This window comes from uncultured Maricaulis sp. (genome assembly GCF_947259345.1).
GTDB lineage: Bacteria > Pseudomonadota > Alphaproteobacteria > Caulobacterales > Maricaulaceae > Maricaulis.
In genome coordinates this window covers 243,857-256,039 of record NZ_CAMYLS010000027.1, presented here as the reverse complement: position 1 = coordinate 256,039, position 12,183 = coordinate 243,857, and the positions used below count along the sequence as shown (strand labels likewise).

13 protein-coding genes are annotated in these 12,183 nt (G+C 63.6%); 2 read left to right on the top strand and 11 right to left on the bottom strand.

Annotation, left to right across the window (positions count from 1 at the left end):
- Positions 1-48 precede the first annotated feature (48 nt).
- From rplT to Q0X62_RS12805, 5 genes are all read right to left on the bottom strand, one after another.
- The gene (gene rplT / locus Q0X62_RS12825; RefSeq protein WP_297736430.1) at positions 49-405 is read right to left on the bottom strand and encodes a 50S ribosomal protein L20; all 357 of its coding nucleotides are present in this window, start codon (positions 403-405) and stop codon (positions 49-51) included.
- A 30-nt stretch (positions 406-435) separates the two neighbouring features.
- The gene (rpmI, locus tag Q0X62_RS12820; protein ID WP_297736427.1) at positions 436-636 is read right to left on the bottom strand and encodes a 50S ribosomal protein L35; all 201 of its coding nucleotides are present in this window, start codon (positions 634-636) and stop codon (positions 436-438) included.
- 147 nt (positions 637-783) lie between these two features.
- Positions 784-1,236: a MerC domain-containing protein gene (locus Q0X62_RS12815; RefSeq protein ID WP_297736424.1), complete on the bottom strand. Its 453-nt coding sequence runs from the start codon at positions 1,234-1,236 to the stop codon at positions 784-786.
- Between the two features lie 173 nt (positions 1,237-1,409).
- Complete coding sequence (locus tag Q0X62_RS12810) at positions 1,410-3,182, bottom strand: hypothetical protein (protein WP_297736421.1); 1,773 nt, start codon at positions 3,180-3,182, stop codon at positions 1,410-1,412.
- A gap of 25 nt (positions 3,183-3,207) precedes the next feature.
- A complete protein-coding gene (locus tag Q0X62_RS12805) occupies positions 3,208-3,684 on the bottom strand; it encodes a peptidase S1 (protein WP_297736419.1) in 477 nt (158 codons plus the stop codon).
- Between the two features lie 251 nt (positions 3,685-3,935).
- Between Q0X62_RS12805 and Q0X62_RS12800 the strand changes: the two genes are divergently transcribed.
- A complete protein-coding gene (locus Q0X62_RS12800; protein ID WP_297736416.1) occupies positions 3,936-5,204 on the top strand; it encodes an MFS transporter in 1,269 nt (422 codons plus the stop codon).
- A 79-nt stretch (positions 5,205-5,283) separates the two neighbouring features.
- Here Q0X62_RS12800 and infC read toward each other — a convergent pair whose 3' ends face one another.
- The 3 genes from infC to Q0X62_RS12785 all read right to left on the bottom strand — a co-directional run bounded on the left by infC (position 5,284) and on the right by Q0X62_RS12785 (position 8,097).
- Complete coding sequence (infC, locus tag Q0X62_RS12795; RefSeq protein ID WP_366946155.1) at positions 5,284-5,823, bottom strand: translation initiation factor IF-3; 540 nt, start codon at positions 5,821-5,823, stop codon at positions 5,284-5,286.
- A 154-nt stretch (positions 5,824-5,977) separates the two neighbouring features.
- On the bottom strand, positions 5,978-6,961 hold the full coding sequence (locus Q0X62_RS12790; protein ID WP_297736413.1) for a glycosyltransferase family 9 protein: 984 nt from the start codon (positions 6,959-6,961) through the stop codon (positions 5,978-5,980).
- Positions 6,958-8,097, bottom strand: a complete 1,140-nt coding sequence (locus Q0X62_RS12785) for a glycosyltransferase family 4 protein (RefSeq protein ID WP_297736410.1) — start codon at positions 8,095-8,097, stop codon at positions 6,958-6,960. The genes Q0X62_RS12790 and Q0X62_RS12785 overlap by 4 nt, the downstream gene beginning before the upstream one ends.
- Before the next feature lie 213 nt (positions 8,098-8,310).
- On the opposite strand from Q0X62_RS12785, the gene Q0X62_RS12780 reads away from it, so the two are divergent.
- Positions 8,311-8,994: a hypothetical protein gene (locus Q0X62_RS12780; protein WP_297736407.1), complete on the top strand. Its 684-nt coding sequence runs from the start codon at positions 8,311-8,313 to the stop codon at positions 8,992-8,994.
- On the opposite strand, the gene Q0X62_RS12775 is transcribed toward Q0X62_RS12780, so the two are convergent.
- From Q0X62_RS12775 to Q0X62_RS12765, 3 genes are all read right to left on the bottom strand, one after another.
- Complete coding sequence (locus Q0X62_RS12775; RefSeq protein WP_297736404.1) at positions 8,995-9,966, bottom strand: diguanylate cyclase; 972 nt, start codon at positions 9,964-9,966, stop codon at positions 8,995-8,997.
- Positions 9,967-10,090: 124 nt separating this feature from the next.
- Complete coding sequence (gene queG / locus Q0X62_RS12770; RefSeq protein ID WP_297736401.1) at positions 10,091-11,209, bottom strand: tRNA epoxyqueuosine(34) reductase QueG; 1,119 nt, start codon at positions 11,207-11,209, stop codon at positions 10,091-10,093.
- 14 nt (positions 11,210-11,223) lie between these two features.
- Positions 11,224-12,171 carry a hypothetical protein gene (locus tag Q0X62_RS12765; protein WP_297736398.1) on the bottom strand — a complete coding sequence of 316 codons (948 nt, stop codon included), beginning with the start codon at positions 12,169-12,171 and terminating at the stop codon, positions 11,224-11,226.
- Positions 12,172-12,183 lie beyond the last annotated feature (12 nt).

The window sequence follows — 12,183 nt, the reverse complement described above, 5'->3', positions numbered from 1 at the left end:
CGCCGGCTTCACGCCGACGGGCCTTTTCAAAACTCTGTGTTCCGGGGTTTAGCCCAGAGCCGCACGCGCCTGGTCGACCAGGGCCTTGAAGGCGTCCGGCTCGTGCATGGCGATGTCGGCGAGGACCTTGCGGTCGACTTCGATGCCGGCCTTGGTGAGGCCGTTCATGAAGACCGAATAGCTCATGTCATACTGGCGGGCGCCGGCATTGATGCGCTGGATCCACAGCGAGCGGAAATTGCGCTTCTTGGCACGACGGTCGCGATAGGCGTACTGGCCGGCCTTTTCCACGGCCTGGACGGCAACGCGGAACGTATTCTTGCGGCGGCCGTAATAGCCCTTGGCTTTCTTGATGACTGACTTGTGGCGTTTAGCGGTCGCCGGTCCGGACGTAACTCGAGACATATCTAAGTGCTCCTACTCGGTGCCAGCGGCCTAAAGGCCGTTCGGGAGGTATTTTTTCACGATCCGCGCGTCCTGGGGTGACAGGGTCACCTGGCCGCGCTTATTGCGGATTTGCTTGGGAGTCCGCTTGATCATGCCATGGCGCTTGCCGGTCTGGCCCGCCTTGATCTTACCTGTGGCAGTGAGCTTGAAGCGCTTTTTTGCGCCGCTCTTCGTCTTCATCTTCGACATTTTCATCTCCTTTGCAGGACGCCCGGGGGCGACCGGTGGATGGTGCAGCCAGCGGGCATGTCGAATAAGGCCCGGTTGGCTGGTGTTGGAAGCGGGGGTTTATACGCACAATCCGCCTGATTGCAAGCGGGGATGCGAGTCGCCGTGTCAGTGATCGTGGTCGTCGCAGAGGCCACAATCCCGGACATGGACATGCCCGGCCCGGGCCCGGGTGCGCCAATTGGCGAAATGGGCCCCGGCCAGGATGGTGACACCCGTCAGGGTCAGCACAGTTTCAATGCTGCGCTCAAAAACATGCGAGGCGCCGGTCGCCATCAGCGCAAGTCCCAGCAGGCCGATCAGAAGGATGGGCCAGCCAGCGCCCGTCGTGCGAACACTCCAGCCCAGACCGATCAGGGAGACCGGTGCGGCGATGGCCAGCAGGATGAGATGCCAGTCATGGCTGAGCCCGAACAGCTCCCCGGCCTCGGGCACCAGCATCGGCGTTGCCGCAGCAGCGGCCGGCAGGAAGAGGCAATGGGCGATACACAGCGCCGACAGGCCAACACCGGTGGCGTCCAGCTTGCTGCGGTGATCGGCGATGGGATTTTTCTCTGGCATGTCGGGTCCGGCTCGATGTCGGAATGATATAGTATAACATTCGCGGCTTGCCTAGGACCGAACTGCGCGTTCGCCCGTTTTTCTTTCGGCGCACACAAATCCCGGAAGCGGGTGCAAACGAGAAAGGGCGGCCCAGGCGGGCCGCCCTTCCTGATCCCAGCGCGCTGCGCGGCCTAGTCTTCGTGGAATCCGAGTTCGGAAATCGCCAGAACCGCATCTGCCGGTCCGCCGGATGAATAGGTTCCGACCCAGATGTCATACACACCGGCCTGCGGCTCGGCGAAATGGACACCCGGATTGAAATTGCCGGCGCCGTCATCATTGCAGTGCCAGCTGCCGTCCGGACCATTGATCACCAGCGTGGTGTCGCGATCGGACACGGCCGAGATATAGAGGTCGAGCGCGCCCGGCTCGAAGGTGAGTTCGAAATCGGGCGCCTGGGTGACAAAGCCCCGGCAGGACGGATCCGCCGCAGCTTCCGCCTCGAGGTCCCCGCCCGCCATCAGTTCGACCAGATACGGGTCCGGGACAAAGCCGCCCGCCAGTTCGGCATCGCCGTAATTGGCCGGAAGCGTGAAGTCGAGCGGGTTGGCCGGCTCGAAACCGCCGCCGAAGGCGAGCTCGGAGATATGCAGCGTGGCAGGTCCCCCATCATATTCGCCATAAGTCCCGACCCAGATGTCGTAGCGGCCGGATTGCGGATCGTCGAAACGCAGACCCGGATTCAACTCGCCCGCACTGTCATCATCGCAGTGCCAGCTGCCGTCCGGCGCATTCACCACCAGCGTGGCGTCCCCGTCATAGGAGGCGGAGAGGTAGAGGTCGAAATCGCCGGCCTGGTAGTCGAGATCGAAATCCGGTGCGGTGTCTGTCCAACCACGGCAGAAACCGGTCTCGGCGCCATCGCCAACGGCTTCATAGACATCCACGTCCCCGCCGGCGACCACATCGACATCAATCGGGTCCGGCACGAAACCGGCCTGCAAGGCCGTCGAACCCGATTGCGACGGCAGCGAGAAATCGAGCACGGCCGGCTCGTCGACATTCCCGAGGAAGCCAAGCTCCGACACATACACCGTCGCGGGCAGATACGGCCCCGAGGAATAGCGCGCCGCCCAGACCGCATAGCGACCCGGCAGCGGATCACTGATCTGGACGCCCGGATTCAGGTTCTCAGCACTGTCATCATCGCAATGCCAGTCGCCATCGGGTCCCTGGATGGCGAGCGTGGTATCGCTTTGTGCTTCCATGGACACATAAAGATCAAAGGTCTCGCTGCCGGCATAGTCGACCCACAGGTCCGGCGCCCGGTCCACATTGCCCCAACAGGTCCCATAATTGCCAAGCTCAAGGTCGCCACCGGCTTCCACCGCAATGGTGCGCGGATCATTGGCGAAGCCTTCGCTCAGGCTGAGCGTGCCGTATTGCGGCGCCATACTGGCGCTCGGCGCTTGCGAGTAGGGATTGCTGTCGTCGAAGCCGAGCTCGGAAATATGCAACATGGCCGGTGCGTAGCCACCGCCCGACCCATAGGTCCCGACCCAGATATTATAGACGCCGCTTTGCGGGTCCTCGAACATCATGCCGGCATTCAGGCCGGAACCCGCACCGTCATCATCACAATGCCAGCTGCCATCGGGCGCATTGACCAGAAGCACGGTGTCCACATCCGCGGCCGCCGAGAGATAGAGGTCATACCCGCCGGCATCATAGTCGAGATTGTAGGATGGCTGATAACTCACATAGCCCGGACACCATTCCGAGGCGTCACTGGCGGGCATGGCGCCGCCGGCACGAAGGCCGATCGACACCGGGTCCGGTGTAAAGCCGGAATTGAGCGCACCTGCGCCATAAGCCGGCGACGCGGACGGGTCCTGCACGGCCACAGCCGGCGCGATCGCCACGATGGCCGCGAGCGCGGCCCCTGTCATCAATTGCAACTTCATGTCTCTCTCCCCCAGGATTGAAGTGTCACTCGCTGTAAAGTTCGGAAATCGATAGGCGGGCCGTCGCCGGGCCAGGCCCAACATGGCGACCGACCCAGATGTCATAATTGCCCGAAGCGGGCTCGCCGAAGCGGATGGACGGGTTCAGTCCGCTGCCGCTGTCATCATCGCAATACCATTGCCCGTCCGGTGCGTTGACAATCAGCATCATGTCCTCCTCGGCACGGGCCGACAGGATCAGCGGAAAAGGTCCGGCATTGTAGTAGACCGCCACGTCCGGACGCTCACTGGCAATGAAGCCGTGGCAATCCGGTGCAATGACCGCGGACGCGTCAATGCGCGCATCCAGGACCAGATCAACGGTGCGCGGGTCCGGCGTGAAACCGGCCGACAGATACAGATTGTCCCCGGCCTCATCACCGACGGCCAGCACTGCGCCTCCCCCGACCGCAAGGGCCAGGGCGACGGCGGAAAGCAGGGCCGAATAGGGGGGCCGGTTCATGCTGTCTCCAGTTTTGTGAACAGCGGTAGTGTCATCCGCCTGCCACTTCATTTGATCACGCTTCGAACAGGATATCATCAGAAATCCCCGGCGCTGAACATCATCTGAACGGGTGAGTCGCCTTTCCGGCACACTCGCGGCGGGAATGGGGCGCGCGCCGGAACGAATTTGCCAGACTGTTGAATTTTCGCAGGAAAGCGGGTTAATCGCACTTCGCGCCGCATCGGGCGGCGACATTCGGATTTCGCCCTGTGCTGACGCCCTCCCTGTCGATCTTCGCCAATCAGGCCTACCGCCACTACTGGATCATGCGGCAATTGCTGTCGGCGGCGCGTCAGATGCAGGCCGTGGCGATCGGCTGGCAGGTCTATGATGTGGCCCGCCAGACCCGCTCGGTCGAGGAATCGGCCTTGTTGCTCGGCTTTGTCGGCCTGGCCATGTTCGCGCCGGTCTTCTTCCTCTCCCTGCTGGGTGGCCAGGCGGCTGACCGGCTCGACCGCAAACTCATCCTGGTCGTGACCAATCTGATCCGGGTCGCCTGTGCGTGCGCCCTCGCCGTCAGCCCCTTCTTCACCGGACCTGTTACCCTGGTGATCGTCTTTGGCGCCGCGACCTTCCTGGGCGTGACCCACGCCTTTTCACCGGCCGCCTCGAGCGCGCTGATGGCGCGGATTGTGCCGCGCGAGGACATGCGCCAGGCCATTGCCTGGAATTCGCTCGGTTTCCAGGGCGCCGCGATCGGCGGGCCGGCGATTGGCGGCCTGCTCTATATATTGGGGCCGACAACCGTCTATCTGGTCAGCGCCGGCATGCTGGTCGTTGCGACGGTTTTCATTGCCACCGCCCGGACACCGCGGCACGAGAAGCTGGAAGGTCAGCGCGGCCTGTCCATGGTCATCGAGGGTCTGCGCTATGTGCGCGACAACAAGGTGGTGCTGGGCGCGATCTCTCTGGACCTGGTCGTGGTCCTGTTCGGCGGCGTAACCGCTCTGCTGCCGGTTTTCGCCCGGGATGTCCTGCATACCGACACGGTCGGACTGGGCCTGCTGCGCACCGCGCCGGCCATCGGCGCCGCCATCATCGCCCTCTTGCTGGCGACGCGCCCGCTGACCCGGCGTATCGGCGCCTGGATGTTGGGCGCCATCGCTGTCTATGGCGTCGCCATGATCGGCTTCGCCCTGTCGGAAGTCCTGATCCTGTCCATGATTGCGCTTGCCGTGACCGGGGCTGCCGACATGATCTCGGTCTTCATCCGCCAGTCCATCATCCAGCTGGCCACGCCGATGGGGATGCGCGGTCGCGTGTCGGCGGTGGAGTTCATCTTCATCTCCGCCTCCAACGAGCTTGGCGAGTTCGAGTCGGGCGTGGCCGCCCGCTTCATGGGGCCGATCGGCGCCGTGCTGCTCGGTGGCGGCATGGCCCTCATCACGGCGGCCGCCTGGTTCCGCCTCTTCCCGCAACTGGCGAAGACCGACGAGCTGGACCATGTCGACGAGGAGCCCGCCCGTCCGACGGGCTGAGACACAGCGGCGCGCGCACGCTCAAACAAAAACGGCGCCACGCGGGGCGCCGTTTTCGTGTCGGATCGGCTTGGTCCGCTTAGCGCGGTGCCATCACCATGACCATGAGACGACCTTCGAGCTTGGGCTCGAACTCGACCTTGGCGATCTCACCGAAGTCTTCCTTGACCCGGTTCATGATATCCATGCCGCGATCCTGGTGGGCCATTTCACGGCCCCGGAAACGCAGGGTCACCTTGACCTTGTCGCCGGCCTCGAAAAAGCGCGTCATCGCCTTCGTCTTCACCTGATAGTCGTGAATGTCGATGTTCGGACGCATCTTGATCTCCTTGATCTCGACGGTCTTCTGCTTCTTCTTGGCCTCGGCCTTTTTCTTCTGATCCTGGTATTTCAGCTTGCCATAATCGACGATCTTGCAGACAGGCGGATCGGCATTGGGCGACACTTCAACGAGGTCGAGTCCGGCTTCATCGGCCGCTTCCAGCGCCGCTTCAGTCGGCATAATGCCTTGTTTTTCTCCAGTTTCGTCGATCAGGAGCACCCGCGGTACGCGGATATCCCGGTTAATGCGCGGGCCCTCTTTCTTGGGCGGTTGCGCAGCGTGCGGTCTACGGGCTATGGCATCTTCTCCCTTGTGGCCCCAAAGCTGAACCTAACTAATCCTCCCGGGCGGGCGCAGGATCAAGCCCTAATCAGGCCAAAATGCGCCTCAGCTCCGCCGGGAGGCGCGCACTATGGTGAAATGAACACAATTGGCAAGCTTGCAGAGCGGTTCACGCCGCAGCGGGCGCATCGGCAAACCCGCCGGCGAAGCGCATGGCGGCAATCGCCTCCTCCGGCGTTACCTGGGCCAGAGTGGTCGCATGCATCAGGATGACGGGCTCGGATCCACGCGGCGCAATCAGGGCCGGATCTCCGACATCCCCGTATAGCGCCAGCGCCGGTGCGCCCGACGCGGTCAGTAGATGCAAAAGCGGCGTATCTTCGGAAAAGACAAAACAGGTCCGACGCGCGAGACCCGCGAGCTGCGGCAGTTTCGCCTTGCCGGTAATATCGCGTGCCCCCGGCGTGACCTGCGACACATGACGCCCGACATCACGCGTATCCGGCCCGCCGATCAAGGCCGGCGTAATCCCGGCCTGCAGCAATTCATGCGCAAGCGCCGCCCATTTTTCCTTTGGCCAGCGCAAGGCCGGCTTCACACTTTCCCCCGCCGGGGCCAGCAAGGCGAAGGGTCCATTCAGACCAAAATATTCCGGGTCGAGCATGCGAGACTGCTTGGCCAGGAAATCGACCCAGCTCGCATCCGGAACCGGCGCCGCACCAAGCGGGTAGCGCGTCGGCTCAAGTCCGAGCGCGGCATTCAGTACGCCCGCAACCGCGTCCGCCGGATGTTGCCCATCGCCAGCACGCGCCACGACCTCATGCCATTTGCACTTCGAGAACCTGAACAGCCCTTTGATCTTGCGGCTATCCGCACTCCCGACCAGATCGAAAACCCTGACCGGCTTGGCCAGTTTGATCCGCTTGTCGCGCAGCCCTGTCATTGGCCGGGTATCCGGACAGGCATCGGTCTCAATGACGTTGAACCAGGGGCAATGCTTGAGCAGTCCCTCGAAATCCGGCGTCGTCAGCAATACGATCCGGTCGCGGCGATAGGTGTCGCGAATGGTCTTGGCAACTGCCAGCATGCGGACGGTCGAGGCCAGATCACCCCAATGAAGAATATAGGTTATGTCGCGCTGCGGATCGGTCATGGGTGAGAGTTTAGGACCTCATGATAGACCCGCAAAGTCGAAGCTTGCAGGGCGCGTGCAGAAAAATGCGTCGTGATGTAATCGCGCGCCGCCATGACCATGTCTGCGCGCTGCTCCGCGCCGAGCGACAGCGCGGTCGCAATCGCCGCGGAAAGCGCATCCACATCACCCGGCCGCACGCGCCAACCGGTTTCGCCATCGCGCACGACCTCGCGGGCGCCGCCATGATCAGCGGCGATCACGAGCCGTCCCATCGCCCCCGCCTCGGCGGCGGTGCGCCCGAAGGCCTCCGGCTCGACAGACGGCGTCAGGACCAGGTCACTCAAGGCGAAGGCCGCCGGCATATCTGAACAATGACCGACACGATGAACCCGGTCCGCCACATCGAGCGCACGAGCCAGTTCATCGAGCTCGGCGGCATAGGCCTCGCGCCCCTGGGCATCACCGACGAGCAGAAGATGCGGCGCCGATTCCATGGCGGGAAGCGCGGCCAGGGCGCGGATCGCCTCGCGCTGACCCTTCCAGCCGGTCAGGCGCCCGGGCAGAAGAAGCCTCGGTGCCTCCGCAACATCAAGGCGCCAGGCACGGAACAGCGCTTCGACCCGGGAAGCAGGCACTGCAGCCATATCAAAGCGGTCCAGGTCCACACCGCGCGGTATCACCACCAGCCGGTCTTCCGGGACACCGTGTTCGCGCCGCACATGGTCGGCAATGAAACTGGAATTGGCGATCACCCGCTCACCGGCCGCCATGACCGAATTGTAGCGCCGCTTGAGCCCGGATCGGGCGTTGTAGGTGCCGTGATAGGTGGTGACGAAATGCGCCTCGGTGCGGTCGCAGGCCCATTTGGCACTCCAGGCCGGCGCCCGCGAGCGGGCATGGACAATCTGCACGCGCTCGCGCCGGATGATCTCGATCAGGGCGCGCATATTGGACCACAATGTCAGCGGGTTCTTGCTCGCCACGGGCAGTCGGATCAGCTCGCCCCCGACCGCAGCCAGTTCTGGCTCTAGCCGCCCCCCTTCACTGACAACCAGCGCCCGGCCTCCTGCCTCGACCACCGCTTCGGCGACCTCCAGCGTCGTGCGTTCAGCACCGCCGGCTTCGAGTTCGGGGATGACCTGGAGAATGATCATGAAAGGGAGGGAATCCTCATCAGCGCCGAGCAGGTCTCGTCCAGCTGTTGCTCCCTTTTTTCATAGCTCGGCCCGGAAAACAAACCTCTGTTTCGCCGGCCTGCTGTGTGGAGAGGGACTATCCTGGTCGGGCTGTTCTGCATTATGGCAAGGGTCGGGATCGGCGACGCGGGGGCGCGCGATCCGGCGTCAGTCCTGTGTTGGAGTTGTCCCATGCGTTATGCCCTGCCCGCCTGCCTTCTCGCTCTGGCCCTCGCCCTGGCCCTCACACCGGCCCTGCTGGCCCAAACCGATGCGGCCTATCGCGAGCGGATACGGTTTGACACCTGCCTCGGCCAGATCCAGCTCGATTCCAGCGAGGCGCTCGAGCAGGCACAGACCTGGCGCCTCGAGGGCGGCGGCTGGCCGGCCGAAGTGTGCGAGGCCCGCGCCCTGATCGCGCTGGGCGAGCCGGAAATCGGGGCCGACATCCTCGTCAATCTGTCAAACGGTCTCGCCGTCGGCATGGTCGAAACCGAACGGGCCGAACTGCTAACCCTCGCCGGCGACACCCGCTTTGCCGAAGGCCTGATCGACGCCGCGGCCGAGGCCTATAGCGCTGCGCTGGACCTTCAGCCGGACGCCATTCCGACCCGGCTCGCCCGGGCGCAGCTTCGCGCCGAAACGCGGGACTGGGATGGCCTGGTCGAGGATGCTGACGCGCTCGTGGAGCAGGCACCATACCTGGCCGCTGGCTGGCGGTATCGGGGTCAGGTGCATCTCGCGCGCGGTGAACTGGATGCAGCCTGGGCGGCGATGGAGAATGCGCGCGAGCAGGAACCCGATGATATCCCTTCCCTGCTCCTGCGTGGCGCAATTCTGGAAGCACGACGCACCGCGCCCGGCAATGAAGAGTGATCAGCCTGCCGCGCGCAGGCCGTGATCCGGCTGAGACTGGCCATTGTCGAGCTCAACCCGGTTTCGTCCCCCGGACTTGGCACGATAGAGTGCGGCGTCCGCCGCCTGCAAAAGCAGGTCCGGCGCGGCAATCAGATCGTCATGACCGAGGCTGGCGATGCCGAGGCTGGCCGTCACCGGAATCGCGACACCCGCCTCTGTCTTGATGGTCATGGCTTCGACCGCCGCGCGAATTCGCTCACCGGCCAGCGCCGCCGAGTGCAGACCGGCGCCGGGGAATACAATGCAGAATTCCTCGCCACCCAGCCGCCCCAGCATGTCGCCATCACGCAAACAGGCCTGGATGGCATCAACCGTCTCGATAAGCACTGCGTCGCCCGCTGCGTGGCCATGCTCGTCATTGATCGTCTTGAAGTGATCGAGATCGACCATGACGACGGAGAGCGGCGTGTCGTCACGGGTCGCATACTGGGCCTTCATCTCGAGATACTGCATGAAGGCGCGGCGATTGGCGGCGCCGGTCAGGGCGTCGGTTTCGGCCAGACGCCGGAATTGTTTCTGCATCCGCACCAGGCGGCTGGCGGCCCGCAGCCGGGCCCGTAATTCGGTCATGTTGACCGGCTTGCGGATGAAATCATCCGCCCCCGCATCCAGCGATTCCTCGAGTCGGCGGTCTTCGCCGGACGCCGTGATGACGATGGTGTAGACGGACTCGGTCTCGGTGTTCGATTTCAGCGACCAGCAGGCCTCCAGGCCAGACACTGATCCGACCTCAATTCCCGTCAGGAAAATGTCGACCGGCATCAAGTTCAGGAAATTGAGCGCCTCCTCGGCCGTCGAGGCCGTCTGGACCGAATAACCCGCCTGGCGGACCGCTTCGGACAGGATGCGCAATTGCACGGAACTGCTCTCGCAGATCAAAACCGAGATGGCCTCGGGCGACATATCGCTTTGAAAATCTGCCGACGTCATTTCGCGCCGCCTTCAATCAGACCTGTCATGACATCGCCCCCCCGAACGTCGTGTCATCATCATGCTCAAGGGGTCAGGCTAGCTCCGAAAAGGATAATATCCTCTCAATACGAAACCGGATTTCTTATTCAGCCCCAGACAGGAGGCGGCGCCATTCGGCTCTGACATCCGCGTCCGTTTCAGCATCAAGCGCCGCGGCCGACGCCGCGCGGGCGCGCTCATCATCAAGCCGGGCAAGCGCCCACACGGCCATGGCCCGCACCGCCGGCGCCGCATCTCCCAGCGCCGCCTCGACCGAGGGGATCAGGCCGGCATCGCCGGAATTGCCGATCGCGATCATGACATTGCGGACAAAGCGGTCACGACCGATCCGCTTGACCGGCGAGGCGGTGAAAACCTGTCGGAATCCGGCATCATCGAGCGCTGCCAGCTCGGCCAGCAAAGGCCCCTTGAGCTCTGGCCTCGGATGGAATGCCATCTCATTGCTGGTCTGCGCGAACTTGTTCCAGGGGCACACGGCGAGACAGTCATCACAGCCATAAATGCGATTGCCCATGGGCGCGCGGAACTCGACCGGGATGACACCCTTGTGCTCGATGGTCAGATAGGAAATGCAACGCCGCGCATCGAGCCGGTAAGGCTGCGGGAAGGCGTCGGTCGGGCAGATATCGAGACAGGCCCGGCAGGAGCCGCAAGTGTCGCGCTCGGGCGCGTCCGGTTCCAGCTCGGCCGCGGTCAGCATCACACCCAGGAAGAGCCAGGAGCCGAATTCGCGGCTCACAAGATTGGTGTGTTTACCCTGCCAGCCGACACCCGCTTTTTCCGCCAACGGCTTTTCCATCAGCGGCGCGGTATCGACAAACACCTTCACCGGCTGGCCGGTTTTCTCGGCAAAGGCCCGGGCGAGATGCTTGAGCCGCTTCTTGAGGAGGTCGTGATAGTCGGCGTTTTGCGCATAGACGCTAACCACGCCTTCCGATCGCCGCTCAAGCAGGGGCAGCGGGTCCTGCTCCGGTCCGTAGTTCAAACCGACAACCACCGCCGACTTCGCGTCCGGCCACATGGCGGTTGGATGCTGGCGCCGTTCCAGCGTGTCTTCCATCCAGACCATCGAGCCGTGATGGCCGTCGGCGATGAATTCGGCCAATCGCTCACCGGCGGGCCAGGCTTCGTCCGCCCGACAGATGCGGGCGGTGGAGAAACCGAGCTCGAGGGCGAGGGATTTGAGAGAGTCCGGCGACATTGCGCTCCCGCCGGCTAGAGTTCCGACGCCAAGCGTATCCGCTCGGCATTCAAGACATCCCGGGCCGCCTCATAGGCTGTCAGCTCATCGGCGAATTCGAAGGTCGCCTCGGAGCCGCCCGCCGCGATACGGTCGGGCAGGCCGTCAAAGATCGCCGCGCCGTCGATCTCGACCTGGAAACTCTCGGGAAAACTGCTCAGCATGACATCCAGCGCATCCATCATGCGCTCCGCCTCAGGGCTGGTGCGCGGGACGCGCGCGAATTCGGCCTGCATGGTTCGCAGCAGTGCGGCTGCCTGATCGACTTCACGACCGACGGCGCGCTGGTTTTCTGCGAATACGGCCTGCGGATCGTCCACCGCGTGCTCGGATGGCTCGCCGCCGAAGGAAAGACGGCCCAGCTCAAGGCCGATAATCGCGCTTTCAATGTTGAGGAGCGTCGCCCGCAGCAGCGGGCCCTGTGGATGGCGGGCATCAACGGAATCGAGCGCCGCCTCGAGGTTTGCCACCTGGCCGGAATAATAGTTCTGGAGCACGGCATAGCGCGCCTCGTAAATCGCATAGTCATCAACCGGTTTTCCGGCAATGTCCTGGCGCGCTGCATCCTCGGCGACATCGAGGACCTCACTGACAAGTTCGAATCCGGAATCCAGATTGCGCGTCAGCGTATCGACAATCTTTTCCTTGCCGTCGGGAACCATCTCCGGCCCCTCACGCAAAACCTCGACACGCGCCTCGAGGCCTGCCAGCGCGGTATCGAGTTCGCGACGCCAAGCATCGAGGCCGGCCTCGCCCTCGGCTTCACTGATCAGCCCTTCACGGACCGAGACACCATACTCGTCGGCCTCGAAGATACGTTCCATCAAGGCCATAATCTCGGTATTGGTCTGGTTGACCTCAGAACTCCAGGCGATAAACGCCCGCGCGGGGCCCATCGGATCGGACTCCTGAGCGTGCGTCATGGCTCCGCCTGA

What these genes read in the sequence shown, in the direction of transcription:
- rplT (WP_297736430.1), bottom strand. Translation starts at nt 405, where the DNA reads ATGTCTCGAGTTACGTCCGGACCGGCGACCGCTAAACGCCACAAGTCA.
- rpmI (WP_297736427.1), bottom strand. Translation starts at nt 636, where the DNA reads ATGTCGAAGATGAAGACGAAGAGCGGCGCAAAAAAGCGCTTCAAGCTC.
- Q0X62_RS12815 (WP_297736424.1), bottom strand. Translation starts at nt 1,236, where the DNA reads ATGCCAGAGAAAAATCCCATCGCCGATCACCGCAGCAAGCTGGACGCC.
- Q0X62_RS12810 (WP_297736421.1), bottom strand. Translation starts at nt 3,182, where the DNA reads ATGAAGTTGCAATTGATGACAGGGGCCGCGCTCGCGGCCATCGTGGCG.
- Q0X62_RS12805 (WP_297736419.1), bottom strand. Translation starts at nt 3,684, where the DNA reads ATGAACCGGCCCCCCTATTCGGCCCTGCTTTCCGCCGTCGCCCTGGCC.
- Q0X62_RS12790 (WP_297736413.1), bottom strand. Translation starts at nt 6,961, where the DNA reads ATGACCGATCCGCAGCGCGACATAACCTATATTCTTCATTGGGGTGAT.
- Q0X62_RS12785 (WP_297736410.1), bottom strand. Translation starts at nt 8,097, where the DNA reads ATGATCATTCTCCAGGTCATCCCCGAACTCGAAGCCGGCGGTGCTGAA.
- Q0X62_RS12780 (WP_297736407.1), top strand. Translation starts at nt 8,311, where the DNA reads ATGCGTTATGCCCTGCCCGCCTGCCTTCTCGCTCTGGCCCTCGCCCTG.
- Q0X62_RS12775 (WP_297736404.1), bottom strand. Translation starts at nt 9,966, where the DNA reads ATGACGTCGGCAGATTTTCAAAGCGATATGTCGCCCGAGGCCATCTCG.
- queG (WP_297736401.1), bottom strand. Translation starts at nt 11,209, where the DNA reads ATGTCGCCGGACTCTCTCAAATCCCTCGCCCTCGAGCTCGGTTTCTCC.
- Q0X62_RS12765 (WP_297736398.1), bottom strand. Translation starts at nt 12,171, where the DNA reads ATGACGCACGCTCAGGAGTCCGATCCGATGGGCCCCGCGCGGGCGTTT.